Genomic DNA, 26,158 nt, shown 5'->3' on the forward strand with positions numbered 1-26,158 from the left:
TCTACTTTCCTTGTGCGGTAGGGGCGGGCGCGTTGGCGCGTTCGAGAGGTTGCAGCGCATGCTGCAGGCTGGCGCGGGACAGTTCGCCCAGGTGGCTGCCGATCAGGTGTCCTTCAGCGTTGTAGAAGAGGGTCGTGGGCAAGGCCATGGAGCCGACGTGCTGGGCCAGTTGGCCAGTGCCGTCGAACAGCACATGGGACAGGTTCAAGCCGGTGGTGGTGAGGAAGGTGCTCACGGTCTGCGGCGTCTCGCCTTGGTTGACGAACAGGAAGGTCACACCCGGGTGATCATGCTGGGCCTGCTGCAGCACGGGCATTTCTCGACGGCAAGGCGGGCACCAGGTGGCCCAGATGTTCACCACCAATGGCCGGCCACGGTACTCGTTCAAGGCCACGGATTGGCCGCTGGCATTGCGCAGGGTCAGGTCCGGCAACTGCGTGCCCTGGCTGTAGAGGTGGCTGGCCAGGCTGGCGAGCAGCCAGAACAGTGCCCCGCTGAACAAGCCCCAGCCCAATGGGCGGCGTAGCCCAGAATGGCGCCAGCCTTGCCACAGGGCGCCGACCACGATGGCGAGCAGGCCAGGCCAGGGCAGGAAGCCGCCGTCGCGCAGGTCGATGATCTGCAGCAGGTCCTCGCGGTACATCGGCCAGTAGCTGGCGACAAAGCCCAGGCGCGCACTGAGCAGTCCCAGCAGGAACAGGTTGAACAGCGCCGACTCCGGGCTCTCGCCACCGCGCCGTCCAATCCACCAGCCGACCAGGCTGGCGATGGCCAGTGCGCCGAGCAGCAGCAGGTGGTTGAGGGCCATGGTCAACGGCCCCAGGGTCAAGGTCAGCATCAGCCTTGGCTCCGTGTCTGGGTCCAGTGTTGCAGGAAGCCGGAGGCATCGATTTCGCCAGTGATCCGTCGGGCCCTGCGTTCTTCTCCTTCAGGGCCGATCCAGATCAGGCTGGGCGGTCCGGGTACCTGGTAGCGTTGCAACAGTTCGCGGCTGGCCGGTGTGTCGGTGGTGACATCCAGGCGCAGCAGGTGTACCCCGGCCAGGCTGGCATGGACGTCATCGCGGGCGAACACCTGTTTCTCCATGACCTTGCACGACACGCACCAGTCGGCATAGTAGTCCAGCATCACCCACTGGCCGCGAGCCTTGGCGCTGTCCAGCTCGCGTTGCAAGTCTTCGGGCTGGCTGACGGTCACGAAAGTATCTTCCACCTGGGCCGCCTGCGACATAGCGCCGCCGCCTGTGAACGGGGCCAAGGGTTGCCAGGGGTCGCCGCCACCGGCAGCAGCGCCGACCAGCAGCAGTGCGCCCCACAAGGCACCCAGCAACGGCACCGCGCGCAGGGCGGGAAGGCGTTGCAGGGCCGGCCAGGCGGCCCAGCCCAGGGCGATCAACCAGGCGCCGCCCAAGGCCAGGAACAGCGAGGGCGCCAGCAGGCTGCGCAGGGTATACAGGGCCATGCCGAGGAAGACGAAACCGAAGAACCCCTTGACCAGGTTCATCCAAGCCCCAGGGCGAGGCAGGTAGCGATTGCCCAGGGTCACCAGCAACAGCAAGGGTACTCCCATGCCCAAGCCGAGGCTGAAGAGCACCAGCCCGCCTTGCAGCACATCGCCGCTTTGCGCGATGTAGAGCAGGGCACCGGCCAGCGGCGCGGTCATGCAAGGGCCCATCAGCAGGCCCGAGAGGGCGCCGAGCAGCGCCGCGCCATACAGGTTGCCGCCGCGGGTATCCTGGCCGGCGCGGTTCAGGCGGTCACGCAGGCCGGCGGGCAGTTGCAGCTCGAAGGCGCCGAACATGGGCAAGGCCAGCATGATGAACAGCGCCGCCAGGCTGCCGAGCAGCCAGGGCTGTTGCAGCCAGGCCTGCAAGCTGGCGCCGAGCAGGGCGGCGACCACGCCCAGCGCGGCGTACACCAGGGCCATGCTCAGCACGTACACACTGGCCAGTATCCAGCCACGTCGGGCGCTGGCGCCATTACCCAGGACCAGCCCGGCGAGGATCGGCAGCATCGGCAGTGAACAAGGCGTGAAGGCCAGCAACAGGCCGAGGCCGAAGAACGCTAGCAGGCTCCAGGCCAGGCTGCTGTGCTGCAGGCCGCTGGCCAGGGCCTGGTCATTGGCTTGTTCGCTGCCCGGCCCGGCAGCGTTGGGGCTGTCGCCCAATGCAATCTGGCGGGTCTGCGGCGGGTAGCAGAGGCCGGCGTCGGCACACCCCTGCCAGCCTAGGCGCAACTGGCCGCTGGCGCTGGCCGGCAGCACCAGCTCGAGCTCACCCCGGTATACAGGGCTGTCACCGAAGAACTCGTCATGGTGGTTCAGGGCCGGTGGCAGGGCTGGATGCTGTTCGGTGGGCAGGCCATCGAACTTGAGGCGCTTCTGGTACAGGTAGTAGCCATCCTCGATCTTGAAGTGCAGGCGCATCTCCCCTGATGGCAGGCGGTCGTGGGTCAGGACGAAGGCCTTGTCCACGGGCAGGAAATCAGGCTGGGCAAAGAACGGGTTGGCTTGGAGCGGGCCAGCGAGCAGAAGCATCAATGAGAGAAGTAGAACGCGCATGTCGACGCCTTGGCAGTGCATTGAGCGGCCCATGCTGGCGTGGGGCGATTAACCGAAAGTTAACCCCGTCCTACACGGTGGTCGTCCAGTCGCGACGCGATCAGCCGGGCGCGGCATAATCCTGCCTTAATCGGCGGCTTGTGCAATACAATCTTTCCCTTTGGAGGCACCCACCATGCACGTACTGCTCTGCGAGGATGACGACCTGATCGCCAGCGGCATCAGCGCAGGCTTGACCGCGCAGGGGCTGACCGTGGACCGGGTGGCCAGCGCCTCGGCGGCACGGGCATTGCTGCAGGCGGCGAAGTTCGACGTGATGGTGCTCGACCTGGGCTTGCCCGATGAAGATGGGCTCAAGCTGCTACGGCGCCTGCGCCAGCAGGGCGAGACCCTGCCGGTACTGGTGCTGACGGCCCGTGACGCGATCACCGACCGGGTCGAGGGCCTGCAGGCCGGTGCCGACGACTACCTGCTCAAACCCTTCGACCTGCGCGAGCTGGCGGCGCGCCTGCACACCTTGCTGCGCCGCGCCGCCGGGCGGGCAGTGAACATCATCGAACACGGACCGCTGCGCTATGACCCGAGCAGTTGCGAAGCCAGCCTGGCCGGGCAGCCGGTGGATCTGTCGCGGCGCGAACAAGCGTTGCTCCAGGCCTTGCTGCACAATCCGGGGCGGGTGCTGACCAGCGAGCAGCTCAAGGATTGTGTGTACGGCTTCAGCGACGAGGTCGAGAGCAATGCCCTCAACGTGCATATCCATCACCTGCGGCGCAAGCTTGGCAACAGCATTGTCGAGACCGTGCGTGGCCTGGGCTATCGCCTGGGGCCGGCGCAGGCCCCGGAGGAGACCTCGTCATGAGCTTGCGTGTACGCCTGAGCCTGATTCTTGGCAGTGCTTTCGTGATCATCTGGGCCCTGGCCGCAGCCTGGATGCTGCGCGACCTGCGCCAACAGATGATGTTCTCCCTTGACCAGCGCCTGGTGGCTTCGGCGCGCATGGTCGCCGGCTTGATCGACCAGTTGCCGCAGCCGCTGGTGGCCAAGGGCGAGAATACGCGTTTCTCTGCCGACCAGCTCAGCGTGCCCGATGGTATGGCCTGCCAGGTCAGTTCGCTGCGCGGCGAGATCCTCGCCAGCAACCACAAGCACGATGGCTCCATGGATGACCAGCGCAGTGGCTTCCAGGACCAGACCATCGACGGCGCTTTGTGGCGTACTTTCACCTACACCCGTGGCGATGTGCGCATCACCACCGCCGACCGCCACATGGAGCGCGAGGCATTAAATCGCTCGATCCTGCTGGCCGCTTCGGCACCGGTGTTGATGGCCCTGCTCGGTAGCCTGGCCTTGCTCTGGGTAGGTCTGGGCAAGGGCCTGGAACCGCTCAACCGCATGCGTGACGCCTTGCGTCGACGACGGGCCGACAGTGTCGAGCCCCTGAAGGTGGCAGGTATGCCCAGTGAATTGCAGCCTCTGCTCGAGACCCAGAACCAGCTGTTTCTGCGCATCGCCCAGACTATCGAGCGTGAACGGCGCCTGACCGACGACGCGGCCCATGAACTGCGCAGCCCGCTGACCGCCATCAAAACCCACCTGCAAGTGGCGCGCATGACCGATGGCAGCGTGCGTGAACAGGCCCTGGAGCATGCCGAGCAGGGTGCCGATCGACTGCACCGGACATTGGAGCAGTTGCTGATGTTGGCGCGGGTCGAAGGCAGCTTGTCGTTCGACGATGGGGTGCAGTGCAGCGCCGAACAGGTGGCTTTGCAAGCAGTGCAGGATGCTGGCGGAGGGGACAACCGGCGCATCGTCCTGCACCTGCCCGCCGAGGCCGCGAAGGTTTACCTGGGCATGCCGGCACCGTTGGCGGTGGCGGCCTTGCGCAATCTGCTGGATAACGCTTTGCGTCATACCGGTACTGATGAGCCGGTGGAGCTGGATGTGCAGATGGAGGAGGGGCAGGTCGGCTTCCTGGTGCGCGACCATGGGCCTGGGATTCCTGCCGAAGACCTGCAGCACCTGACCGAGCGGTTTTGGCGCCATAGCCAGAGCGCTGGTTGTGGGTTGGGATTGGCGATTGTGCAGGCGATCGTCCAGCGATGTGCCGGCAGTTTGCGGTTCGAGAGCCGGAGCGATGGGTTGCGGGTGTGGTTGCAGGTGCCGGCGCGGGGGGCCTCAGTGTAGGTGGCTGTCCTTGGGCTGTGGGATTGGCTGAGTGTCCGATTGCTTGGGTGGCAGGTGCGATGTAGCCCCGCCAGGCAGAAATCACATCTGAAGCGCTAAATCCTCCCTTCGCTGAAGCGTCTCCCAAGCGATAAGCACCCGACACACATCTGGTTACAGGCGCGTGGCGGGCATATTCGCTTGCTTGCGAGGGTTACTTCAGATGTCGACCGCTTCCAGCCTTGCCGAGGTATTGCCGGTTTCCGAGCCGGAAACCTTGTTCGAATTCGAGGATTCCCCGCTGCTGCTGCGCCAGCAGCAACAGGAGTCCAACGCCCGTAGCTATCCACGGCGTATTCCGCTGGCACTCAAGTGCGCCCGTGGCATTTATGTCGAGGATGTCGAGGGGCGTCAGTTCATCGATTGCCTGGCCGGCGCCGGTACCTTGGCCTTGGGGCATAACCATCCGGTGGTGATCAAGGCTATCCAGCGGGTTCTGGCCGATGAACTGCCGTTGCACACTCTGGACTTGACCACCCCGGTCAAGGACCAGTTCGTCCAGGACCTGTTCGGCCTGTTGCCAGAGGCCTTGCGTCGGGAAGCGAAGATCCAGTTCTGCGGGCCGACGGGCACCGACGCGGTCGAGGCTGCCCTGAAACTGGTGCGCACTGCTACCGGCCGCAGTACGGTACTGGCCTTCCAGGGGGCCTACCATGGCATGTCCCAGGGTGCGCTGAGTCTGATGGGCAGCCTGGGGCCGAAGCAGCCGCTGGGGGCGCTGCTCAACAGTGGTGTGCAGTTCATGCCGTATCCCTATGACTACCGTTGCCCGTTCGGCCTGGGCGGTGAGGCGGGTGTGCGGGCGAACCTTCAGTACCTGGAGAACCTGCTCAGCGACCCGGAAGGCGGCGTGCAATTGCCGGCTGCGGTCATCGTCGAGGTGGTGCAGGGCGAGGGCGGTGTGATACCTGCCGATCTCCAGTGGCTGCGCGGTGTGCGGCGTATCACCGAGCAGGCCGGTGTGGCCTTGATCGTCGATGAGGTACAGAGCGGATTTGCCCGCACTGGCCGGATGTTCGCCTTTGAGCATGCTGGGATCGTGCCGGATGTGGTGGTGCTGTCCAAGGCCATCGGCGGCAGCCTGCCACTGGCGGTCATGGTGTACCGCGACTGGCTCGACACCTGGTCGCCAGGCGCCCATGCCGGCACTTTCCGTGGCAATCAGATGGCCATGGCGGCGGGCTCCGCGGTGATGAACTACCTGGTGCAGCACCGTGTCTGCGAGCATGCCGAGGCCATGGGCGAACGCCTGCGCGGTCATCTGCGCAAGGTGCAGCAGGACTATCCGCAGTTGGGCGATATTCGTGGTCGTGGGTTGATGCTTGGGGTGGAGCTGGTCGACCCGGACGGCAAGCCCGATGCCCTGGGCCATCCACCGGCTTGCCGCAGCCTGGCGCCACGGGTGCAGCGCGAATGCCTCAAGCGCGGCCTGATCCTCGAACTGGGCGGGCGTCATGGCGCGGTGGTGCGGTTCCTGCCACCGTTGATCATCAGCGCTGAGCAGATTGATGAGGTTGCCGCACGTTTCTCCCGTGCCGTGGCGGCTGCTGTGGCCGCGGGCTAGGGTGCTTTTACGGTGAAAGCCCGGCGCTGTGCGCCGGGCTTTTTTCTGGGCGTTGACCCGTTACTCGAATGTGCGCCCGGCGCGCCAGTAGCCCATGAGGGTGAGGGTGTCGCGATCAAGGCCACGTTCTTTGATCAGGTAACGGCGGATATCCATCACCGTGGCCGATTCTCCGGCAATCCAGGCATAGAATTCAGTACTGTCGGCGCTGGCCTGTTCCCAGAGGATCTGTTGGTCGATGTCCACGTCTTCCAGGGGGGCTGTGTCCGACGCCAGTTTTGTCGGCAGGCTGGCCAGTTCCCGCACGGCGTGGCGCATACCCTGGCCTTGCCCGCAGTGCAGCAGGTCGCGGGGCAACCAATGCAAACGGGTCGCCGGGCTGTGCCGCAGCTCGATGCAGTCAGCTTCGAGGGGCACTTCGATGAAGGCTTCCACTGGCAGGGCGGGGCGTTCGCGGGCCAGCGTCTCGAGAATGCCGGCGATGGCCGGCAATGCGGTCTCGTCACCGACCAGCAGCACCTTGCGCACGGCGCTCGGCGGTTTCCATTCATAACCCCCAGGGTCGCCCTGGTAGGCCTGGTTGGGCGCGACTATCTGCAGCCGGTCACCGACCTGGGCATAGGTGGCCCATGTCGAGGCGGGGCCGTTGACGCCATGCAAGACGAAGTCCACATCCACCTCGAGCGCCTCGCGGCGCAGGGCGCGGATGGTATAGGTGCGCATGGGGGGGAGCTGCTCGCTGGGCAGGTCGCGGCGTGCTTTTTGCCACTGGCCGTCCTTGGGCAGGCTAGGCGGCTGGCCGGAGGGCGAAGGGAAGAACAGCTTGATGCGCTGGTCCGGGGCCAGAGTGTCCATCAGCCGGACATCCTCGCCGGTGAAGACGAAGCGACACAGGGACGGGCTCAGGCGCTTGATGGCCTTGAGCTGGATATCGAAGATCCGGTAGGCCGTGGCCGTGGTCGGGCGCGTGAGGCGTGACAGCAAGGAGGTCATGGGGGCAGTACCTCTGGCAGATAAGGTACTGAAGGAACGAGTACGCCCGTCCTTGAATTAAGCCAGCCCCTTCCGGCTTTAAATTTCCTCGGCCAGCTTACGTTCTAGCTTGGATAGAAGCTGCATCGTGGCTGGAACGGATAGGGGCGCAATGACAATTTCTCGACGAGGGTTCATCGCGGGTCTGGCGGTGGCAGGCGCCGCTGGCACAGCGGGCTATTACGCGCACCGGGAACTGACCCACGACCCTGAAGATGACATCGTCACGCCCGGCGAAGCCAGTGTCGAACTGGCCGACTATGCCGGGCAGGTCCTGGCGGACAAATTACGGGGTGTCTGGGATATTCGTTTCGACGGCGCTGATGCCGGCCTTGACGGCTTGCCGCTGCAGGGCGTCGAAGTATTCCTCGACGTAGCGACCAAGGGCCGGGGCCTGCGCGGTTTCGTCGATACTGGCGAGCGTCTGCGCGGCGATGGACCTGTCGCCTACCGGGTGCTCGGCGACCTGGTCGACGCGACTTCCGGCCAGGTGCGCTGGCGCCTGATGAACCAGCAAGGCGGGCCCAGCTATGAATGCACGGCCAGCCTGGACGAGGTCTGGGGCGATTTTGCCAATGCGGGTAGCGGCACCCTTAGCGGACGCCTGCAGCGCCTGGACCGTCCGTTGACCCTGCCACTTGTCGACAGTCGTTTCGTTGCGGTCAAGCGCCTCTTTCCTGAAGCGCGTGAGCGCATTCCCTACACCCCCGAGATGCACGCTTGGGTGATCAGCCCGGAGCACCGGCTGTTCCATCAACTCTGGCATGCCACCCGTGACCAGTGGCACAAACTCTCCAAGGAAAAGCAGGGCGCGTTGCGTGGGCTGGGCTGGCAGCCTGGCCCACGCGACCGGGAGCGTGACGCCCGGGGGCCGCGCAAGCATCGCAATGGATCGGGCATCGATTTCCTCTTCATGCACCGGCACATGCTCGGCACTGCCCGCAGCCTGCAGGACCTGCCCTCCTGGTCGCACTTTCCACTGCCGCAGCCGAGCGTCGATTTCGACCGCCAGGGCTTTGCCCGCTTCCACGATAACCATGACGGTTGCTGTGTGCCGCCCAGCTGGCAGGCGCCGGGCGATGATGAATATGGCCAGTGGGTCTCGGCCATCAAGGCCAGTGAGACCTTCTGCAGCAACTTCCAGGTCTGGGAGTCGCAGTACCAGGATCCGCTCTACCTCTCGAAGCTATCCCTGGGTGCGTTCGGCTCGGAGCTGGAGGTGAACCTGCACGACTGGCTGCACATGTGCTGGGCCACGGTGCCACGGGACCCGAGCAATGGCGCGGTGGTGCCTTTCGCACGTGACCAGGCGGACTTCGCACAACGATGGTTCGGGCCGGAGAACGATTTCCTCGGCGACCCCTTTTCATCCCATTGCAATCCGGTGTTCTGGGGCTTCCATGGCTGGATTGACGACCGTATCGAGGATTGGTACCAGGCCCATGAGCGTTACCATCCAGGCCAGGTCCGGCGCCTGCAAGTCAACGGCGTGCGCTGGTTCGCCCCAGGGCGTTGGGTGGAGGTCGATGATCCCTGGCTCGGCCCGGATACCCATGGTTGCAGCACCACACCGGGGATGTTCCCGGGCAAGTCGGTGGAAATGGACGTAGAAACGATGAAACTGGCGTTGCGCATCACCTTTGGTACGGACGACAAGCTCGATGGCCTGGTACGGCGAGTGCCGCAGCGACCCTGGTATGCGCGGCACCTGTCGTTGCGCGGGATTGTCTCCTGATGGCCATGCGACTTCCGCGTGCCTGAGATGGGATAGCCGCCAACCCGCGCATGAGCGACAATAACCGCTCATTCGCGGAGTACCCCATGACCGATTTCACCCCTGACGCCATCCTTGACGCCACCGGCCTGAACTGTCCGGAACCGGTGATGATGCTGCACCAACATGTTCGTGACCTGGCCGCCGGCGGCCTGCTCAAGGTCATCGCCACGGACCCCTCGACCCGTCGCGATATCCCTAAATTCTGCGTGTTCCTCGGCCATGAGCTTGTCCAGCAGCAGGAGCAGGCCGGCACCTACCTTTACTGGATCCGCAAGAAGGCCGACTGAGCGCGTCCACTCCTGTTGACGAATGGCAAGGCCGCTAGTCCGGCCGGTGCTGAGCCTTGGTCCGGAAATAGATCGACAACTGGATCAGGCCACCCTGATGGGCCTACACTGCGCTCCCCCTAAAGGAGAGCGCCATGCTGATTGTTGCCGACGAGAATATTCCGTTGCTCGATGCCTTCTTTGCCGGTTTCGGCGAGATTCGTCGTTATCCCGGACGGGCCATCGACGCGAGCTGCGTCAAGGATGCCGATGTCCTGCTGGTGCGCTCGGTGACCCGAGTCGACCGGCAACTGCTCGAAGGCAGCCGGGTGCGCTTCGTCGGTACTTGCACCATCGGCACCGATCACCTGGATCTCGACTACTTTGCCGAAGCCGGCATCCACTGGAGCAGCGCGCCGGGCTGCAACGCACGCGGGGTGGTCGATTACGTGCTGGGTAGCCTGTTGACCCTGGCCGAGCTGGATGGCGTAGCCCTGGCCGACCGTGTCTACGGTGTGGTGGGCGCAGGCGAGGTCGGTGAGCGCCTGGTGCGGGTGCTGCATGGCCTGGGCTGGAAGGTGCTGGTTTGCGACCCGCCGCGCCAGGCCCGTGAAGAGGGGGATTTCGTCAGCCTGGAGCAGGTGCTGGAGCAGTGCGATGTGATCAGCCTGCACACGCCACTGCTGCGCGATGGCCCTCATCCGACCTGGCACTTGCTTGGCCGTGAGCAGTTGGCGAGCCTGCGCCCGGGTACCTGGCTGATCAATGCCAGCCGTGGCCCGGTGGTAGACAACCAGGCCCTGCGCGAACGCTTGCTGGCTCGTGAGGATCTCCAGGCGGTGCTGGATGTCTGGGAGGGTGAGCCACAGGTAGATCTGGAACTGGCCGACCTGTGCACCCTGGCGACCCCGCATATCGCGGGTTACAGCCTCGATGGCAAGCAGCGCGGCACGGCGCAGATCTACCAGGCGTTCTGCCGTTGGTGCGGCGAGCCGGAACAGGTGCGCCTGGCAGACCTGCTGCCACCGCCAAGCTTGGCGCAGGTCGACCTGGATGCCCGTACCGAGCCTGCCTGGGCCTTGTCGACCCTGTGCCGGGCGGTCTATGACCCCCGCCGCGACGACGCTGATTTTCGCCGTAGCCTGAGCAACGATCCGGCCGAGCAACGGGCGGCTTTCGACCATCTGCGCAAGCACTATCCGGAGCGGCGCGAAATCGAAGGGTTGGCGGTGCGTGTGCGCGGCGAGGCGCCGCAACTGGCGCAGGTGGTCAGTGCCTTGGGTGGGGTGCTGGTCTGAGTCGTATTGCCGGGCCGCAGCGCGCGGTTCGGTCGGTCGCGGTGCAAGGCAAATAAAAACCCGGCGCAAGCGCCGGGCTGAAGAAATTCGCGGCTTACGCCTTGCGGGATTTTTCGCCCCGGCTTTTTTCCAGTTCCTTGCAGGCATCCTGGATCATCTGTTCAGTGATCGGGATTTCGCGGCCCTGGGCGTCGATAATCGAACCACACACCTGAGGTTGTGGCTGGGGCGTGGTCTTTTGCGTCTGGCTGCTATGCTGCAAGCTCATTTCCTGTCTCCTCATCAGGTTGCAAGCTCAGGGTACCCTCGTGCCGTGACTGCTCTATGACAGCTCCATCGGCCGGGTGCCACGGCATTCACAGTCCAACAGAAAGTGCGGCAAACCTCCAGTGGCACTTTAGAACGAAACGATCTAGTTAATGCCACGCGCAGGCCGGCCATGCCTGAAGCCTGTTCTGCTTTCCGACGCGGAGAAGCCCGCAAGGGTTCATTGGCGTACGACAAACGGTCGGGTGTAGTCTGCTGCACTTGGCTGATCAATGGTGTTTTCCCTACATGCTCGATCCTGTTTCCTCGCGACAGCGCCACGCCCTGAGGCTGGGCTGGCGATTCATCCGCCCCTACCGTAAGCAGGCACTTCTGGCCCTGCTGGCGCTGGTGGTCACGGCGGCGGTTACCCTGTCCATGGGCCAAGGCATCCGCCTGCTGGTCGACCAGGGCTTCATGACCCGTTCGCCGCACCTGCTCAACCAATCCATTGGCCTGTTCCTGCTGTTGGTCCTGGCCCTGGCCGTGGGGACCTTCAGCCGTTTCTACCTGGTGTCCTGGATTGGCGAGCGTTGTGTGGCCGACATCCGCCGCGAGGTGTTCGACCACCTGCTCGACCTGCATCCAGGCTTCTTCGAGGACAACCGCAGCTCGGAGATCCAATCACGTCTGACTGCCGACACCACGTTGTTGCAGTCGGTGATCGGCTCATCGCTGTCGCTGTTCCTGCGCAATGCCTTGATGGTGGTGGGGGGCGTCATCCTGCTGTTCGTCACCAATCCCAAGCTCACCAGCATCGTGGTGCTGGCCTTGCCGCTGGTGCTGGCGCCGATTCTTCTGTTCGGCCGGCGCGTGCGCAGCCTGTCGCGGCAAAGCCAGGACCGGGTTGCCGATGTCGGCAGCTACGTGGCCGAAACCCTCGGACAGATCAAGACCGTGCAGGCCTACAACCACCAGGGGCGTGACCGCCAGTTGTTCGCCGACACCGTGGAGGCGGCCTTCAGCGTGGCCCGGCAGCGCATCGCCCAGCGCGCCTGGTTGATCACCCTAGTGATCGTGCTGGTGCTGGGGGCTGTCGGGGTGATGCTCTGGGTCGGCGGTATGGATGTGATCGCAGGGCGGATTTCCGCTGGCGAACTGGCGGCCTTCGTGTTCTACAGCCTGATTGTCGGCGGCGCGTTCGGTACGCTCAGCGAGGTGCTTGGCGAATTGCAGCGGGCTGCCGGTGCGGCGGAGCGCATCGCTGAACTGCTGGCCGCGCGTAGCGAGATCCTGGCTCCGGCCAAAGGCGTCGAGGCCACTCCGGCGCGGGTCAGCGGCCGCATTGAACTGCAGGCGCTGCGCTTTGCCTACCCATCGCGTCCGGCTACTGCGGCGATCGATGGCCTGAGCCTGAGCGTCGAGCCTGGGCAGACACTGGCTCTGGTCGGGCCGTCAGGCGCCGGCAAGTCGACCCTGTTCGATCTGCTGCTGCGTTTCTATGACCCGCAGCAGGGCCGCATTCTGCTCGATGGACAGGCGCTGACCGAGCTCGACCCGGCTGACCTGCGTCGCCACTTTGCCTTGGTGGCGCAGAACCCGGCGCTGTTTCGCGGTACGGTGGAAGACAACATCCGCTACGGCCGGCCCGAGGCGAGCATGGCGCAGGTCGAGGCAGCGGCGCGCAGTGCCCATGCCCATGAATTCATCCAGCAACTGCCCCAGGGCTACCAGACGCCATTGGGGGAGGGCGGCATCGGCCTGTCCGGGGGGCAGCGGCAGCGTCTGGCGATTGCCCGGGCCTTGTTGGTGGATGCGCCGATCCTGTTGCTCGACGAAGCCACCAGTGCACTGGATGCCCAGAGCGAGCACCTGATCCAGCAAGCCCTGCCCAGACTCATGTCCGGACGTACCACGCTGGTGATCGCCCATCGGTTGGCCACGGTGCAGCATGCCGACCGTATCGCGGTGATCGACCAGGGGCGCTTGGTAGCGGCCGGCACCCACCGGCAGTTGATCGAGGAAAGCCCCTTGTACGCGCGTTTGGCAGCTTTGCAGTTCAACAATAGCTACGAGGCTTGAGCGCCTGACGCTCCCTGCGGGAAATCCGCCATATACCGGTCATTTGGCCCTGTGGTGTGGCGGATTGTCGCCAGGAAAACCGCTAGGAGTGGGGTGCGACGACTCGCCCTAGCTATTAGCCGTTGGTCTTGGATGAGTTGGCCTGCTTTGTGCTTTAGCGCGGCCAGGCCAAGGCCTTTGGCGACCGAGCCCCGATTCACCGAACAACCCCCAATCGCCGATCATTGCCGGGTCTTGCAGGCCGCTTGCCTGAAGCCCTGGCGGCGCTTGACGCCGTGGTCGTGCGGGCCAGAACAAAAAAACGGGCGTGCGCAACGGGGGCGGCGGTATTTGCCAATCACTTCACTTCAATTGGATTGAGCTATGAAAAAAATCCTGCTGACGCTCCTGTGCCTGAGCGTCATCGGCTGCTCCAAGCCCGGCGAGCCGGAAAAGACCGTCGATGTACTGCTGATCGGCGGCGGCATCATGAGCGCGAGCCTGGGGACCTACCTCACCGAACTGGAACCGAACTGGTCGATCGACGTCTACGAGCGCATGGACCAGGTCGCCGAAGAAAGCTCCAACGCCTGGAACAACGCCGGTACCGGTCACTCCGCTTTCTGCGAGCTGAACTACACCAGCGAAGGCCCGGACGGCAAGATCGACATCAGCAAGGCGGTCGGCGTCAACGAGCAGTTCGAGATTTCCAAGCAGTTCTGGGCCTACCAGGTCGAGCAGAGTGTGCTGAGCAATCCGAAGTCGTTCATCAATAACGTGCCGCACATGAGCTTCGTATGGGGCGACAACAACGTCGCCTTCCTCAAGAAGCGCCATGAAGCCCTGCAGCACAGCTCGCTGTTCCGTGGCATGGAGTATTCCGAGGACCACAAGCAGATCAAACAGTGGGTTCCGATCGTGATGGAAGGCCGCGCCGCCGACCAGAAAATCGCCGCGACCCGCATGCCGATCGGCACCGACGTCAATTTCGGCGAGATCACCCGCCAACTGTTCGCGTCCATGACCCGCAACCCGAACGTCAAGGTGCACCTGCGCCACGAGGTACGCGACATCGTTCACAACGATGACGGCTCCTGGAACGTCGTGGTGGCCGACCTTGCCAACGGCGACAAGGAAACCAGCGTCAAGGCCAAGTTCGTCTTCATCGGTGCCGGTGGCGGCGCCCTCAAGCTGCTGCAGAAGTCCGGCATCCCCGAAGCCGAAGGCTATGCCGGCTTCCCGGTCGGTGGCCAGTTCCTGATGACCGACAACCAGGATATCGTTGCCCGCCACAAGGCCAAGCTGTACGGCAAGGCTTCGGTCGGTGCTCCACCGATGTCGGTTCCGCACCTGGACACCCGTGTCATCGACGGCAAGGAAGTGCTGCTGTTCGGCCCGTTCGCGACCTTCTCGACCAAGTTCCTGAAGAACGGCTCGCTGCTGGACATGTTCGCTGCGCTGACTGCCCATAACTTCATGCCGATGGCTCACGCGGGCATCGACAACCTCGACCTGAGCACCTACCTGATGGGGCAGTTGATGCTCAGCTTCGATGACCGCATGGACGCCTTGCGCGAGTACTTCCCGAACGCGAAGAACGAAGACTGGAAACTGCTGCAGGCTGGCCAGCGTGTCCAGGTGATCAAGAAAGACCCTGAGCATGGCGGCATCCTGCAGTTCGGTACCGAAGTCGTGGCTTCCCAGGATGGCACCATCGCCGCACTGCTGGGGGCCTCGCCAGGCGCCTCGACCGCTGCGCCGATCATGCTGACTGTGCTGGAAAAGACCTTCAAGGACCGCATCAAGACGCCTGAGTGGCAGGGCAAGCTCAAGGAGATCGTGCCGACCTATGGCCAGAAGCTGAACAACGACCTCGAGCTGACCAACAAGACGCGCGAGTGGAGCAGCTCGCGCCTGCAACTGCTGTATGTTCCGGTACAGCCGGAAGAGATGACTGAGCCCGCTGCTGCGCTGTAAGCATTGGCTTTGTGCTGCACACACAAGGCCGCTCTCACAAGAGGCTTGCCGTGGCTTGCAAGTCCCTGTGGGCGGCCTTGTGTCGCGATGGGCTGCGTAGCAGCCCCACCTGAAGGCACTCCAGCTTAAGTGAACAGTATTAACCTTTCAGGGGGTGTTTTTTCGAGGGGCTGGCAGGACTTTGCAGGCAACAAAAAGCCCGCTCAAGGCGGGCTTCATGCAATCGAGAAATTTGGTCGGAGAGACAGGATTCGAACCTGCGGCCTTCTCGTCCCGAACGAGACGCGCTACCTGGCTGCGCTACACTCCGATGACCGAAATCTTACTCGATTCTTTTTTTGATCGGCAAGCCCCTCGGTGGTAGGGACAAGCTCTGGATCACAGCTCCTTGACGGTGCGGATCTGGTCCTTGTTGATGCGGGTACGCTTACCGTCGAGTTGTTCGAATTCGTAGAAGCCCGAGTCTTCATCATAGGATGGGGTGTCCACCGCCTGGATCTCACGACCGTCGTTGAGGGTAATGACGGTCGGCGACGCGCAGCCGGCGAGGGTGCCCAGGCCCAGGGCAAGCAGGAAGGCGGGAAGGGTCCGTTGAGTCATCGTGTTTCTCCAGTGCGATGGTGCTAGATGTCATGTAAGACGCATGGTGTCAGCGCAAGTTCCTTGCACAGTGCAGCATAGCGACATATCGCTGTCATTGACCGAGAACAACACCAGGCCCCTCCGGGCGCGGAACAACCCGGCCTGTGATATAACAACAGCCATTCCTTTACCTGTAACGGATTCAATGCCTCCCCATGAAAGCCAAGGCAGATGTACCTTTCGTGCCGCTGAACATTGCCGTGCTGACGGTCAGCGACACCCGCACGCTGGATACCGATACCTCCGGCCAGCTCTTCGTCGACCGCCTCCGCGAGGCGGGCCATGGGCTGGTGGAGCGGGTGCTGCTCAAGGATGACCTGTACAAGATCCGTGCCCAGGTCGCCACCTGGATCGCCGATGAACAGGTGCAGGTCGTGCTGATTACCGGGGGCACCGGCTTCACGGGGCGCGATAGTACTCCGGAAGCCGTGGCCTGCCTGCTGGACAAGCAGGTCGATGGTTTCGGCGAGCTGTTCCGGCAGATTTCCGTGGCCGATATCGGCACCTCCACCGTGCAATCCCGCGCCTTGGCCGGTCTTGCCAATGGCACCTTGGTTTGTTGCCTGCCCGGCTCGACCAACGCGGTGCGCACCGGCTGGGATGGCATCCTTGCCGAGCAGCTCGATGCTCGCCACCGGCCGTGTAACTTCGTGGCTCACCTGAAGCAGGCGGCGCCCTGTGAAAGCCGTGGCTGAGCCGGTGCCGAGCCGGCCGCTGATGCCGGTGGAAGACGCTCTGGAGCGTTTGTTGGCGCTGGCCGAGGCCGCGCCGATCATGGGGACCGAGCGGGTCTCGTTGGCCGCTGGCGAAGGCCGGGTGCTGGCGACCGAGCTGGTCGCCAGCCTTGACCTGCCGCCCTGGCCGAACAGCGCCATGGACGGCTATGCCTTGCGCCTGGCGGACTGGCAGGGCGAGCCGATGCCGGTCAGCCAGCGGATCTTCGCCGGCCATGCGCCGGCGCCGTTGCAGCCGGGCACCTGTGCGCGCATCTTCACCGGAGCGCCTCTGCCCGAGGGCGCCGACTGCGTGGAAATGCAGGAGAACGCCGAAGTGCTGGGCGACCAGCGCGTACGCTTTCTCGAACCTCTACAGGTCGATCAGAACATCAGGCCGCAAGGCCAGGAAACCCGTGCCGGCGAACCAGTGCTGGCCACGGGGACCCGGCTGGGGCCGATCGAGCTGGGGCTGGCCGCATCCTTGGGTTGCGCTGCGCTCGAGGTGGTGCGGCGGGTGCGTGTGGCAGTGCTTTCGACCGGCGATGAGCTGGTCGAGCCCGGCCTGCCCCTGGGGCCAGGGCAGATCTACAACAGCAACCGGCGTCTGTTGGCCAGTTGGCTGCAACGCCTTGGCTGTGAGGTCGTGGATGTCGGCATTCTCGCCGATGACCTGGAGAAGACCCGGGAGTGCCTGGGAGGGCTGGCGGATGTCGACTTGATCCTCTCCACCGGCGGGGTGTCGGTGGGTGAGGCGGACTATTTGGGCATCGCCTTGCGCGAGGCGGGGGAGCTGGCCCTGTGGAAGCTGGCGATCAAGCCGGGTAAGCCGCTGACCTTTGGCCACTACCGCGGCGTGCCGGTGATCGGCTTGCCAGGCAATCCGGCTTCGACCTTGGTCACTTTCGGTCTGTTGACCCGCCCCTACCTGCTGCGTCGGCAGGGCGTTCAGCAGGTCGAGCCGCTGCAGTTCAGCGTGCCAGCGGGCTTCGATTGGCCCAGGGCCGGAGTACGTCGCGAGTATCTGCGTGGCCGCATCGAGCAGGGCCAGGCGCTGATCTACAAGAACCAGAGTTCTGGCGTATTGCGCAGTGCGGCTTGGGCCGAGGGCTTGGTCGAGGTTCGCGAAGGCACGACCCCGCAACGTGGCGACAGCGTGCAGTTCATTCCCTTCAGCGAGCTACTTGGCTGAGCGGCCGAGCAGGATGCCGTCCAGCGGGGCGGTATCGGCTTGAGCCCGCTGCAACTGGTTCAGGCGCATGTGTACAGTTTCCAATTGCTGGGCGGCGATGTTCCAGTCATGGCGCTGCCAGGCGAATTGGCGGCCGGCGTCGGACAGTTGGCGCATGCGCCAGGGCTGGTTGAGCAGTTGGGTGATCTGCAGTGCCAACTGGTCGCCATCGTCGCTGCCCAGGTAGTGCTCGCCATTGTTGACTTGCAGCCCAGAGACGCCCTTGCCGGTGGTGATGACCGGCAGGCCGGCGGCCATGGCCTCGAGGATTTTCACCTTGGAGCCGCCCGCGTAGCGCAGCGGGGCGAAGAATACTGCAGAGCAGCGTTGTAATTCGCGCAGGTCCGGGCGGTAGCCGATCCATTCGATGCGAGGGTCGTTCCAGTGCCGTTTCCAACTGGCGGGCAAGGCATGTCCCGCGATGGCCAGGCGCACGGCAGGATTGCTCATCCATACTTGGGGCAGGATCTCTTCCAGGGCCCACTCGATGGCTTCGAGGTTGGCGCCGTACTCGAAGTTGCCGACGAACAGCAGGCGCTGACTGTGCAGTGCCGGGAGCACATTCTGGTAGTAATCGCAGTCGACACCATTGATCACCACGCTGACCGAGCGACCACTGACCTGGCTGATCAGCTCGGCGTCATAAGGGCTGACCGCCACCACTTCGCTGGGTTGGCGCAGCACGCGCTGTTCCCAGCGCCGGTAGCGCCAGCGGTCGAAGGCGTTGAGCGGGCGCAGCCACAACGGTAAGCGGTCATGGCAGGCAGCGCCCGTCACGGATTCGAGGTTGTGTTCGCTGAGCATGTAGGGCAGGCCGCGTGCCTGCAGGGCTTTCTCGAATGGCTGGAAACTGTAGCTGTGCTCGACCTGGATCACATCCCAGGGTTCATCTAGCAACTGCTCGAAGCTGTGCCGTAGGTGCGGCGCCAGGCCATTGATGCTGACGCGCATAGGGTAGTCGATGATCAGCGCTGCCAGCAGGTTCAGGGGGCTGTGCAGCGGCCGCCTGGGCAGCACGATCAGGCGTTCGAGCCAGGGCTCGAGCGCCTGCCGGGCGGCATCGCCAAGTGGCACCTTCGATTGCACCAGCAGTGTGATGCGGTGGCCGCGTTGCGCCAGGGCTCGCAGCAGGTTGTATTGCCGGGTCTTGCTGCCGCTGGTGGTGGGCCAGGGCAGGTAGGGCAGTGTCCAGAGTACGCGCATGACCCAATTCCTCGCTGCCAGGCGGGTAACGGCATCTGATTGCAAGAACGCGCCCCAAGGCAATCAACTGACAGCTGCTGCCGGGACGCGTCCATACATATCAGTAAAGCGCACGATGTCGTCTTCGCCCAGGTATTCGCCGCTTTGTACTTCGATCATCACCAAGTCGATCACGCCGGGGTTGCTCAGGCGGTGCGCGCGCCCGGGCTTGATGAAGGTCGATTCGTTGGTCTCGAGTAGGAACTCGTCCTCACCATTGGTCACGCGGGCCATGCCACTGACCACGATCCAGTGCTCGCTACGGTGATGGTGCATCTGCAGCGATAGCGACGCCTGGGGCCGGACCATGATGCGCTTGATCTTGAAGCCCGGGCCTTCTTCGAGCACCGTGTAGGTTCCCCAGGGGCGGGTGGCTGTGCGGTGCAGGCGATAGGCGTCATGGCCCTGGCGCTTGAGTTGCTGGGCGATCACCTTGACCTCCTGGCTGCGCGCGGCGTCGGCGATCAGCAGGGCGTCGGGAGTATCGATCACGATCAGGTTGTCCAGGCCGACCCCGCCCACCAGGCGCCGTGGAGAGTCGATATAACAGTTGCGCACGTCATGCAGCACGGTCTCGCCGTTGCACTGGTTGCCATGGCGATCAGTTGGCTTGAGTCCGCGCACGGCCTCCCAGCAACCGATATCGCTCCAGCCCAGCTCGCAGGGCAATACCGCGACCTGAGTGGATGCTTCCATCAGCGCATAGTCGATGGAAATGTTTGGCACTTGCTCGAAACCGACGGGGTCCAGCTCAACCTGCAGGTCGCGCTTGCCGTGCTTGCTCAGGCCATGTTCCAGGCACGGCGCGACGCGTTCCAGCACCTGCGGCGCGTGGGCTTGCAGTTCACGCAGGACGGCATCTGCTCGCAGGCAGAACATGCCGGCGTTCCACAGGTGCTGGCCGCCGTCGAGATAGGATTGGGCAGTGGCGGCGTCGGGCTTTTCCACGAAGCGTGCGACCTGAAAACCGTGCGGGTGTAGCCGCTGACCCTTTTCGATATAGCCGAACCCGGTTTCCGCGCGGGTTGGCCGTAGGCCGAAGGTGGTCAGCCAGCCTTGATTGGCCAGTTGGTGCGCCTGCCTGACCGCCTGCTCGAAGGCATCCTGGTCTTGGATCAGGTGGTCGGCCGGCAGGACTAGCAGTACCGCGTCCTCGCCATACAGGCCGGCACAATGCAAGGCGGCTGCGGCGATGGCGGGTGCGGTGTTGCGGCCGAAAGGCTCGAGCAGGAAATCGAGGGCAACCTGGGTCTTGTTGGCCTGGCGGTACTCGTCCTGGGTCTGGAAGAACACCTCGCGGGTGGTCACCGTAAGCACGCGTTCGACGCCAGGCAAGGCACTGGCGCGGTTAAAGGTCTTCTGCAGCAGGCTCTGGCCATCGGGCAGGCGCATGAACGGCTTGGGCATGGCTTCGCGGGAAACGGGCCAGAGCCGGGTGCCGGCGCCACCGGCGATGATGCAGGGAATCAGAACACTCATTTCACGGCCTCGGATCGCAGATCCCTCAGGTGCTTGCTTGAAAAGTCAATAAAATGACTTTTTTTGCTGAATTATTTTGTTATGGCCAAATATTTGTCGAATGATGCACGCCCAAGACTGGCCTTTCAATATCCATTCGGTGAATCGTGTATTTTTCTGACGTAATCATCGATACCTTGCAGTAAATCTTTCCCAGCAATGGTCGAGAGTTCGGTGGACTTTCCGGAGACATGTGATGCACGAACGCAAGGCAATGCTGATCCTGCATGGTAAACAGGCCACGAATGACGAGGTGCGTGCCGCCGTAGGCGCTCTGCGCGAGCGTGGCTGGCAGTTGGATGTGCGGCTGACGTGGGAAGGCGGTGATGCCCAGCGCCTGGTCGATGAAGCGTTGGCCGCAGGCTATGGGTGCGTGGTGGCCGGTGGGGGCGATGGCACCCTGCGTGATGTGGCCGAAGCCATGGCCTTGGCAGATACCCAGGCCAGCCTGGCGCTGTTGCCGCTGGGCACCGCCAATGATTTTGCCCGCGCCGCTGGCGTGCCCCTGGAGCCGGCAGCGGCCTTGGCGCTGCTGGAGCAGCCTGCTCAGGCTATCGACTTGGGCAGGGTGGGTGGCCAGTTGTTCCTGAACATGGCGACAGGTGGATTCGGCAGCCAGGTGACGGCCAATACCTCCGAAGACTTGAAGAAGGTGCTGGGCGCGGCGGCCTACCTGTTCACCGGCCTGTCACGATTCAGCGAGCTGCAGGCGGCCTCGGTCGTGTTGCAAGGGCCGGACTTCCACTGGCAGGGTGACCTCTTGGCGTTGGGGATCGGCAACGGTCGGCAGGCCGGTGGCGGGCATGTGTTGTGCCCGGAGGCGCAGGTCGACGATGGCTTGCTGGATATCGGCATCCTGCCGGCACCGCAGGAAATGGTCGGTGCCTTGCGTGATTTGCTGGCCGGCGAGGAGTTGTTCGTCCGGGCCAGGTTGCCCTGGGTCGAAATCAAGAGTTCCCAGGGGCTGGATATCAACCTCGATGGGGAGCCCTTGCAAGGCGACAGCCTGCGCTTCGAAGCCGTGCCGGCGGCCTTGCGACTGCACCTGCCGGCGGCTTCGCCGTTGCTCAGTCGTCCAGGCTGATGATCTGTTCGCGTACGGCGAACAACACCAGGCCCGCGACATCGTAGATCTGCAGGCGCTTCATGATTTGTGAGCGATGGGTTTCCACGGTCTTGATGCTCAGGCCCAGGCCGTTGGCGATCTCCCTGGTCGATTTACCGCGCACGATCAGGCGCAGGATCTCCAGTTGTCGGGCCGTCAGGTTATGCCGGTCGACTGTTTCCTTGCCGCTTTGGGCGCGCATCAGTGCCTGGTTGATCACCGTGTGGGCAATGGCCGGACTCAGGTAGCGTTCACCGCTGCGCAAGGCACTCAAGGCCTGTTCCAGCTCAGTGGCCGTCGTATCCTTGAGCAAGTAGCCGTGGGCGCCGCTCTCCAGGGCGCGCATGATCAGTTCCGGGTCGGTGTGCATGGACAGGATCAGCACCTTGCAGCGACAGCCGGTTGCGCGCAATTGCTCGAGGGCGTCCAGGCCGCTGGTGGAGCGCATGGAGATATCCAGCAGGATGATATCCGGCACCAGGCGTTGCACCAGCTCCAGCAATTGGCTGCCGTCGTCGGCTTCGCCGATCACCGTGTAGCCGGGAATATCGGACACCAGGGCCCGGACCCCTGCGCGGATCAGGGAGTGGTCATCCACCAGCAATAACTTACAGGTCATGGGCTCTATCGGTCCTGGCGCGTTCAAGGGTGCGCGGTGCCCAAGGGAACAGGGCGTCGATCCGGGTGCCCAGGCCGGGCTGGCTGGTAACGGTCAGTGTGCCATTGAGCAGGGCGGCGCGCTCCTGCATGCCGGCCATGCCCCGTTGTCCTGCATCGGCTGGGTTGCTTGCGGGGCGAAAGCCGCAGCCATCATCATGGATCGAGAGGGCGAGACCAGCCGTTGTGCGCTGCAGGCGGACGACCAGATTGCTCGCTCGGGCGTGGCGCAGCATATTGGTGACGGCTTCCTGGGTGATGCGGAAGGCGGCGATGGCCATGTCGTCCGAGATACCGCCCAGGCGCTGGTAGCATTCCAGGCTCCAGTGCACGTCGGTGTTTTCCAGGGTCCGCAGCAGGTGGGCGCGCAGGCTGGCCTCCAGTCCCAGGCTGGCCAGTTGCCGGGGATTGAGGGTGGCGGAAACGTCACGCACCTTGGCCAGGGTATCGCTCAGGGTACTTCTCAGGGTATTGCACTGGGGCTGCAGTTCGCTGGGCGCGCGCCGCTGAAGCCAGTCGACCTGCAGCTTGGCTGCGGTGAGCAACTGGCCGATATCGTCATGCAGTTCCCGGCTCAGGCGCTGGCGTTCGTTTTCCTGGACCTTGAGCAGGCGGTCGGCCAGCTCGGTCGGGCGCAATGTGATCGAGCGGGTCCAATGAGGCAGGTGCCAGCAGACCCCCAGCATGGCCGCCAGTTGCAGCCACAGGAGGCTGGCAGGCATGGGGGAGCCGTCAAGGCAGGCTATCAGGTTGGCGACCAGCGAAGCCAGGCAGAGCAAGGCTGTTGCCCAACGTAGCAGGGCTGCGCGTGTACAGCAGCGCCAGAATGTCTTGAAGCGAGAAAGCATAGATAAAAAAGCCACTGAATTATCGCTGTTGGGAGCCTTGCGCATGTCAAGCCAGAGGCTTTGCCGTCGTTTGCCTACCAACAACCCTATATTGTCGGAGTCGGACTGGCTGATGAGTATTGCGCAAGCATCACAATCACCGTGGTCAGTGGGATGTGTGGTCAGGCAAAGGTCCAGTTGCGCGCATGGTATCACTTCGATTTCGTTTGGTCGCGACTCCAGTTAGGGGCTGGAACCTCCGGTTTTACTGGGGATGCGGGTATTCCGTCCGGAGGCGGGATCGGCAAAGTACTATCAGCTTTTGGTGGTTTCAAATGTCTAACCGCAACTCACCATATTGAAGGGCGCAAAGGTCGGAACAGCGGTGACAAAGTTCCCAAGTTGGTCCTTGGTTCAATCTGAGCGGGACATTATTTATCGGTTTTGTGACCCGTTAGTTCTCGTGGTTTGGCCGGACAAGGATGCTGTCGGCGGCATGCTTGGTTGGAGGTTGTGATGTGGGCGGGTGGACGCAGTTGCTGCCGTTCGCATGGCACGATGCGCAGGTCAGTGGGGAGGGCAGGCCCAGCGCGTTGGCCAGGTCGGTGAGCAGGAGGGTCTGCTCCTCGGTATCCAGGCTCAGGCGCCCGGTCAATGGGTCGATCAGCTCCAACTGCCAAGCCAGAAGGGTCAGGCAGGCTTCGAGTGCAGGCAAGGCATCTGCGTGCAGTTGCTGTTGTAGGCCGGCTGGGTTGAGCAACGCCTGCAATCCGCCGGCGTAGTCGGCCACCTCGATCAGCCCCAGGGTGCTTGCGCGCTGGGCCAGGGTGCCCAGGGTAGCGTTCAGGCAATGACAGGCGTCCGGGTCGTTGCCGATCAGTTCCAGATGCTGAAGGCATTCTTGGGACTGGGTCAACAAGACCTGTGCATCGACCAGGAAATCCTGCAGGACGCTGCTGTTCAGGGGGGCACTTTTCGTCATCATTCAGCTCCAGCACACAGGGCTGGAGCACGGGCCGACGACAATGAGGCGATCACTGACAAAAGCCTGACTCCATTCATGCAATGAGAATGGCGTCACATTAATGGCTATTGGATATCGCGAACATCAGGTTCCACCCGATTGCCACTAGGGGATTCCCTTAGGGCGAATTGGGAGGTTTTAGTCTTTTCCACGGGTCGAGCCAAGCCGGCTGGGGCTGAAGTAAACCATGATGTTAAAATGATATCAACGAGGTGTTCAGCATTTCCTGTAAAGGGTCAAGCTGTGCCAGAGCAGGCCGATACATGGCCAGATGGATTCACTTTTTTGTCACAAAGTCTGGGGGTTGTCCAATGGCTGGCATTCTTGACGCGGTAGACCAACGAACGCAGCTGGTGGGGGAGAACCGCCTGGAAATACTCATGTTCCGGCTGGCGGGACGGCAATTGTTCGCGATCAACGTGTTCAAGGTTCAGGAGGTGCTTCAGTTACCCAAGCTGACCCTGATGCCGCAGCGTCATCCCTTCGTTTGCGGGGTGGTCAATCTGCGTGGCCAGACCCTGCCGGTGATCGACCTGTCCCAGGCCATCGGCATGCGTGCGCTGCAACCCGGACCCGACAGCACCATCATTGTCACCGAGTACAACCGATCGGTGCAGGCGTTCTTGGTGGGCGGGGTCGACCGCATCGTCAACATGAACTGGGAAGCCATCATGCCGCCGCCGTCCAGCGCCGGGCGCCAGCATTACCTGACTGCGATCACCAAGGTCGACGAGCGATTGGTGGAGATCATCGATGTGGAAAAGGTCTTAGCGGAAATCGTGCCGTACAGCGCCAAGGTTTCCCGTGACAAGTTGGAGGACCCGGTGTTGTCCCGCGCACGGGGCCGTGAAGTGTTGCTGGTGGACGACTCCAGCGTGGCGCTGGCGCAACTGCGCGATACGCTGTCCCAACTGGATGTGAAGATGCATGTGGCCAGTGACGGTCTCAAGGCTTTGCGCATGCTCAAGGGCTGGGCTGATGCCGGGGAGGATATCTGCGAGAAGCTGCTGATGGTCTTCACCGATGCGGAAATGCCCGAGATGGACGGTTACCGCCTGACCACGGAGATCCGTAATGATCCACGGTTGCGCGGCCTGTATGTGGTGCTCCATACCTCACTGTCTGGCAGTTTCAACGAGTCCTTGGTGAAGAAGGTCGGTTGCGACGATTTCCTCTCCAAGTTTCAGCCGGACAGGCTGGTCGATGTGGTGCGCCAGCGCTTGATGCTCGATGAGGTGGCAGTCTAGGAGTCCGCATCCGTTAGCGACGCAGGGCGCGGCCTTGCCACGGACAGGCTTGCGGGGCCTGCGTTTTGTTTCGTGCCAGGTATAAGCTTGGGGTTCGAAACTCGTGTGGAGCGGCAGGGATGTATCTGAGTGCGTTGTATCACTATCCGGTGAAGTCGGGACGAGCCCTGGCCTTGCAGCAATCACCAGTTGACCTGCTGGGTCTGCGTGGCGACCGGCGCTGGATGGTCGTCGAGGAAGAAAATGGGCGCTTCCTGACCCAGCGGGCCTACCCGCAGCTGAGCCAACTCTCGGCGCACTATGGCGAGGCGGGGCAGTTGTTCTTGCAGGCGCCGGGGCAGGAGCCGCTGGAGGTGGCGATACCAGCTGCCGATGAGGGGCTGCGAGGTGTCACCCTCTGGCGGGACAGCCTGCGGGTGCCCGATGCTGGCGAGGCGTCGGCGGCCTGGCTCAGCCGCTTGGTCGGCAAGCCCGTGCGACTGGTGTATTGCCCCGAGCAACGTGCTCGCTATTTGCCCAATGGCTATGGCTTGAACAGTGACCGGGCGGCGTTCCCCGATGGCTTCCCCTTGTTACTGATTGGCCAAGCCTCGTTGGATGACCTGTGCCAGCGAGTGGGACGGCCGATGGAGATGCTGCGTTTCCGTCCTAACTTGGTAGTCGAAGGCAGCACCGCCTTCGCCGAGGATGGCTGGAGGCGCATCCGTATCGGTTCGCTTGAATTCCGCGTGCTCAAGCCCAGCGTGCGCTGCATCTTCACCACCCTCGACCCGCAGACCGGCGAGCGCAGCCCTGATCGCGAGCCCCTGGCGACTCTGCGGACCTATCGCGAAAAGGAAGGGGATGTGCTGTTCGGGCAGAACCTGGCGGTCGATGGCAGCGGGGTACTGGAGGTGGGGATGCAGGTCGAAGTCCTGGAGTAGGGCGACTGCCCTGCATCGATCCTGCA

The 26,158-nt window shown here is 63.4% G+C and carries 23 protein-coding genes and 1 tRNA gene; 13 read left to right on the forward strand and 11 right to left on the reverse strand.

Translation table 11 applies throughout. From position 1 onward, the window contains the following. Nucleotide 1: 1 nt before the first annotated feature. A complete protein-coding gene (locus ACYU03_RS08710; protein WP_461889788.1) occupies nucleotides 2–838 on the reverse strand; it encodes a TlpA family protein disulfide reductase in 837 nt (278 codons plus the stop codon). After that, complete coding sequence (gene dsbD / locus ACYU03_RS08715) at nucleotides 838–2,559, reverse strand: protein-disulfide reductase DsbD (protein ID WP_461889790.1); 1,722 nt, start codon at nucleotides 2,557–2,559, stop codon at nucleotides 838–840. The genes ACYU03_RS08710 and dsbD overlap by 1 nt, the downstream gene beginning before the upstream one ends. 175 nt (nucleotides 2,560–2,734) lie before the next feature. Between dsbD and ACYU03_RS08720 the strand changes: the two genes are divergently transcribed. The 3 genes from ACYU03_RS08720 (at nucleotide 2,735) to ACYU03_RS08730 (ending at nucleotide 6,346) form a co-directional block, all read left to right on the forward strand. Next, complete coding sequence (locus tag ACYU03_RS08720) at nucleotides 2,735–3,418, forward strand: response regulator (protein ID WP_461889792.1); 684 nt, start codon at nucleotides 2,735–2,737, stop codon at nucleotides 3,416–3,418. Further along, entirely contained in the window at nucleotides 3,415–4,743 is a 1,329-nt protein-coding gene (locus ACYU03_RS08725; RefSeq protein WP_461889794.1) for an ATP-binding protein, read from the forward strand. Before ACYU03_RS08720 ends, ACYU03_RS08725 begins: the two co-directional genes overlap by 4 nt. A 202-nt stretch (nucleotides 4,744–4,945) precedes the next feature. Next, nucleotides 4,946–6,346 (forward strand): diaminobutyrate--2-oxoglutarate transaminase, encoded by a 1,401-nt coding sequence (locus tag ACYU03_RS08730; RefSeq protein ID WP_461889796.1) that lies wholly within the window; start codon nucleotides 4,946–4,948, stop codon nucleotides 6,344–6,346. A gap of 60 nt (nucleotides 6,347–6,406) precedes the next feature. On the opposite strand, the gene ACYU03_RS08735 is transcribed toward ACYU03_RS08730, so the two are convergent. After that, the gene (locus tag ACYU03_RS08735) at nucleotides 6,407–7,339 is read right to left on the reverse strand and encodes a siderophore-interacting protein (protein WP_461889798.1); all 933 of its coding nucleotides are present in this window, start codon (nucleotides 7,337–7,339) and stop codon (nucleotides 6,407–6,409) included. A gap of 151 nt (nucleotides 7,340–7,490) precedes the next feature. Between ACYU03_RS08735 and pvdP the strand changes: the two genes are divergently transcribed. The 3 genes from pvdP to pdxB all read left to right on the forward strand — a co-directional run bounded on the left by pvdP (nucleotide 7,491) and on the right by pdxB (nucleotide 10,719). Further along, entirely contained in the window at nucleotides 7,491–9,113 is a 1,623-nt protein-coding gene (pvdP, locus tag ACYU03_RS08740) for a pyoverdine maturation tyrosinase PvdP (RefSeq protein WP_461889800.1), read from the forward strand. Nucleotides 9,114–9,199: 86 nt separating this feature from the next. Continuing rightward, nucleotides 9,200–9,442 (forward strand): sulfurtransferase TusA, encoded by a 243-nt coding sequence (tusA, locus tag ACYU03_RS08745; protein WP_461889802.1) that lies wholly within the window; start codon nucleotides 9,200–9,202, stop codon nucleotides 9,440–9,442. 134 nt (nucleotides 9,443–9,576) lie between these two features. Continuing rightward, nucleotides 9,577–10,719, forward strand: coding sequence for a 4-phosphoerythronate dehydrogenase PdxB (gene pdxB, locus ACYU03_RS08750; protein ID WP_461889804.1), 1,143 nt, complete (start codon nucleotides 9,577–9,579; stop codon nucleotides 10,717–10,719). A gap of 94 nt (nucleotides 10,720–10,813) precedes the next feature. Here pdxB and ACYU03_RS08755 read toward each other — a convergent pair whose 3' ends face one another. Continuing rightward, nucleotides 10,814–10,987: a PA1571 family protein gene (locus ACYU03_RS08755; RefSeq protein ID WP_461889806.1), complete on the reverse strand. Its 174-nt coding sequence runs from the start codon at nucleotides 10,985–10,987 to the stop codon at nucleotides 10,814–10,816. Nucleotides 10,988–11,274: 287 nt separating this feature from the next. On the opposite strand from ACYU03_RS08755, the gene ACYU03_RS08760 reads away from it, so the two are divergent. Then, nucleotides 11,275–13,047 (forward strand): ABC transporter transmembrane domain-containing protein, encoded by a 1,773-nt coding sequence (locus ACYU03_RS08760; RefSeq protein ID WP_461889808.1) that lies wholly within the window; start codon nucleotides 11,275–11,277, stop codon nucleotides 13,045–13,047. 363 nt (nucleotides 13,048–13,410) lie between these two features. Then, nucleotides 13,411–15,003: a malate dehydrogenase (quinone) gene (gene mqo / locus ACYU03_RS08765; protein WP_461889810.1), complete on the forward strand. Its 1,593-nt coding sequence runs from the start codon at nucleotides 13,411–13,413 to the stop codon at nucleotides 15,001–15,003. Nucleotides 15,004–15,236: 233 nt separating this feature from the next. On the opposite strand, the gene ACYU03_RS08770 is transcribed toward mqo, so the two are convergent. Then, nucleotides 15,237–15,313, reverse strand: a tRNA-Pro gene (locus tag ACYU03_RS08770). 68 nt (nucleotides 15,314–15,381) lie between these two features. Next, a complete protein-coding gene (locus ACYU03_RS08775; RefSeq protein WP_461889812.1) occupies nucleotides 15,382–15,603 on the reverse strand; it encodes a YgdI/YgdR family lipoprotein in 222 nt (73 codons plus the stop codon). A gap of 197 nt (nucleotides 15,604–15,800) precedes the next feature. Between ACYU03_RS08775 and moaB the strand changes: the two genes are divergently transcribed. Next, on the forward strand, nucleotides 15,801–16,340 hold the full coding sequence (moaB, locus tag ACYU03_RS08780) for a molybdenum cofactor biosynthesis protein B (RefSeq protein WP_461889814.1): 540 nt from the start codon (nucleotides 15,801–15,803) through the stop codon (nucleotides 16,338–16,340). A 22-nt stretch (nucleotides 16,341–16,362) separates the two neighbouring features. After that, entirely contained in the window at nucleotides 16,363–17,550 is a 1,188-nt protein-coding gene (locus ACYU03_RS08785) for a molybdopterin molybdotransferase MoeA (RefSeq protein ID WP_461891424.1), read from the forward strand. On the opposite strand, the gene ACYU03_RS08790 is transcribed toward ACYU03_RS08785, so the two are convergent. Continuing rightward, the gene (locus ACYU03_RS08790) at nucleotides 17,539–18,792 is read right to left on the reverse strand and encodes a glycosyltransferase family 4 protein (RefSeq protein ID WP_461889816.1); all 1,254 of its coding nucleotides are present in this window, start codon (nucleotides 18,790–18,792) and stop codon (nucleotides 17,539–17,541) included. The genes ACYU03_RS08785 and ACYU03_RS08790 overlap by 12 nt on opposite strands. A 63-nt stretch (nucleotides 18,793–18,855) precedes the next feature. Further along, complete coding sequence (locus tag ACYU03_RS08795) at nucleotides 18,856–20,310, reverse strand: mannose-1-phosphate guanylyltransferase/mannose-6-phosphate isomerase (protein ID WP_461889818.1); 1,455 nt, start codon at nucleotides 20,308–20,310, stop codon at nucleotides 18,856–18,858. A gap of 235 nt (nucleotides 20,311–20,545) precedes the next feature. On the opposite strand from ACYU03_RS08795, the gene yegS reads away from it, so the two are divergent. Beyond that, the gene (gene yegS, locus ACYU03_RS08800; protein ID WP_461889820.1) at nucleotides 20,546–21,433 is read left to right on the forward strand and encodes a lipid kinase YegS; all 888 of its coding nucleotides are present in this window, start codon (nucleotides 20,546–20,548) and stop codon (nucleotides 21,431–21,433) included. Here the strand turns inward: yegS and ACYU03_RS08805 are convergent. The 3 genes from ACYU03_RS08805 to ACYU03_RS08815 form a co-directional block, all read right to left on the reverse strand. Next, nucleotides 21,417–22,073 carry a response regulator gene (locus ACYU03_RS08805; protein ID WP_461889822.1) on the reverse strand — a complete coding sequence of 219 codons (657 nt, stop codon included), beginning with the start codon at nucleotides 22,071–22,073 and terminating at the stop codon, nucleotides 21,417–21,419. The two genes, yegS and ACYU03_RS08805, sit on opposite strands and share 17 nt — an antisense overlap. Beyond that, entirely contained in the window at nucleotides 22,063–22,959 is an 897-nt protein-coding gene (locus ACYU03_RS08810) for a sensor histidine kinase (protein WP_461889824.1), read from the reverse strand. Before ACYU03_RS08810 ends, ACYU03_RS08805 begins: the two co-directional genes overlap by 11 nt. A 433-nt stretch (nucleotides 22,960–23,392) precedes the next feature. After that, nucleotides 23,393–23,920 carry a histidine kinase gene (locus ACYU03_RS08815; RefSeq protein WP_461891425.1) on the reverse strand — a complete coding sequence of 176 codons (528 nt, stop codon included), beginning with the start codon at nucleotides 23,918–23,920 and terminating at the stop codon, nucleotides 23,393–23,395. 353 nt (nucleotides 23,921–24,273) lie between these two features. On the opposite strand from ACYU03_RS08815, the gene ACYU03_RS08820 reads away from it, so the two are divergent. Together ACYU03_RS08820 and ACYU03_RS08825 are read left to right on the forward strand one after the other, a co-directional pair. Further along, a complete protein-coding gene (locus ACYU03_RS08820; protein WP_461889826.1) occupies nucleotides 24,274–25,209 on the forward strand; it encodes a chemotaxis protein in 936 nt (311 codons plus the stop codon). A gap of 119 nt (nucleotides 25,210–25,328) precedes the next feature. Further along, nucleotides 25,329–26,132: an MOSC domain-containing protein gene (locus tag ACYU03_RS08825; protein ID WP_461889828.1), complete on the forward strand. Its 804-nt coding sequence runs from the start codon at nucleotides 25,329–25,331 to the stop codon at nucleotides 26,130–26,132. The last annotated feature ends 26 nt before the right edge of the window (nucleotides 26,133–26,158 follow it).

The organism is Pseudomonas sp. X10, from assembly GCF_054889225.1.

Excerpts from the sequence above, each read along its gene's own strand:
- ACYU03_RS08710 (WP_461889788.1), bottom strand. The coding sequence starts at position 838 with ATGCTGACCTTGACCCTGGGGCCGTTGACCATGGCCCTCAACCACCTG.
- dsbD (WP_461889790.1), bottom strand. The coding sequence starts at position 2,559 with ATGCGCGTTCTACTTCTCTCATTGATGCTTCTGCTCGCTGGCCCGCTC.
- ACYU03_RS08720 (WP_461889792.1), top strand. The coding sequence starts at position 2,735 with ATGCACGTACTGCTCTGCGAGGATGACGACCTGATCGCCAGCGGCATC.
- ACYU03_RS08725 (WP_461889794.1), top strand. The coding sequence starts at position 3,415 with ATGAGCTTGCGTGTACGCCTGAGCCTGATTCTTGGCAGTGCTTTCGTG.
- ACYU03_RS08730 (WP_461889796.1), top strand. The coding sequence starts at position 4,946 with ATGTCGACCGCTTCCAGCCTTGCCGAGGTATTGCCGGTTTCCGAGCCG.
- ACYU03_RS08735 (WP_461889798.1), bottom strand. The coding sequence starts at position 7,339 with ATGACCTCCTTGCTGTCACGCCTCACGCGCCCGACCACGGCCACGGCC.
- pvdP (WP_461889800.1), top strand. The coding sequence starts at position 7,491 with ATGACAATTTCTCGACGAGGGTTCATCGCGGGTCTGGCGGTGGCAGGC.
- tusA (WP_461889802.1), top strand. The coding sequence starts at position 9,200 with ATGACCGATTTCACCCCTGACGCCATCCTTGACGCCACCGGCCTGAAC.
- pdxB (WP_461889804.1), top strand. The coding sequence starts at position 9,577 with ATGCTGATTGTTGCCGACGAGAATATTCCGTTGCTCGATGCCTTCTTT.
- ACYU03_RS08755 (WP_461889806.1), bottom strand. The coding sequence starts at position 10,987 with ATGAGCTTGCAGCATAGCAGCCAGACGCAAAAGACCACGCCCCAGCCA.
- ACYU03_RS08760 (WP_461889808.1), top strand. The coding sequence starts at position 11,275 with ATGCTCGATCCTGTTTCCTCGCGACAGCGCCACGCCCTGAGGCTGGGC.
- mqo (WP_461889810.1), top strand. The coding sequence starts at position 13,411 with ATGAAAAAAATCCTGCTGACGCTCCTGTGCCTGAGCGTCATCGGCTGC.
- ACYU03_RS08775 (WP_461889812.1), bottom strand. The coding sequence starts at position 15,603 with ATGACTCAACGGACCCTTCCCGCCTTCCTGCTTGCCCTGGGCCTGGGC.
- moaB (WP_461889814.1), top strand. The coding sequence starts at position 15,801 with ATGAAAGCCAAGGCAGATGTACCTTTCGTGCCGCTGAACATTGCCGTG.
- ACYU03_RS08785 (WP_461891424.1), top strand. The coding sequence starts at position 16,363 with ATGCCGGTGGAAGACGCTCTGGAGCGTTTGTTGGCGCTGGCCGAGGCC.
- ACYU03_RS08790 (WP_461889816.1), bottom strand. The coding sequence starts at position 18,792 with ATGCGCGTACTCTGGACACTGCCCTACCTGCCCTGGCCCACCACCAGC.
- ACYU03_RS08795 (WP_461889818.1), bottom strand. The coding sequence starts at position 20,310 with ATGAGTGTTCTGATTCCCTGCATCATCGCCGGTGGCGCCGGCACCCGG.
- yegS (WP_461889820.1), top strand. The coding sequence starts at position 20,546 with ATGCACGAACGCAAGGCAATGCTGATCCTGCATGGTAAACAGGCCACG.
- ACYU03_RS08805 (WP_461889822.1), bottom strand. The coding sequence starts at position 22,073 with ATGACCTGTAAGTTATTGCTGGTGGATGACCACTCCCTGATCCGCGCA.
- ACYU03_RS08810 (WP_461889824.1), bottom strand. The coding sequence starts at position 22,959 with ATGCTTTCTCGCTTCAAGACATTCTGGCGCTGCTGTACACGCGCAGCC.
- ACYU03_RS08815 (WP_461891425.1), bottom strand. The coding sequence starts at position 23,920 with ATGACGAAAAGTGCCCCCCTGAACAGCAGCGTCCTGCAGGATTTCCTG.
- ACYU03_RS08820 (WP_461889826.1), top strand. The coding sequence starts at position 24,274 with ATGGCTGGCATTCTTGACGCGGTAGACCAACGAACGCAGCTGGTGGGG.
- ACYU03_RS08825 (WP_461889828.1), top strand. The coding sequence starts at position 25,329 with ATGTATCTGAGTGCGTTGTATCACTATCCGGTGAAGTCGGGACGAGCC.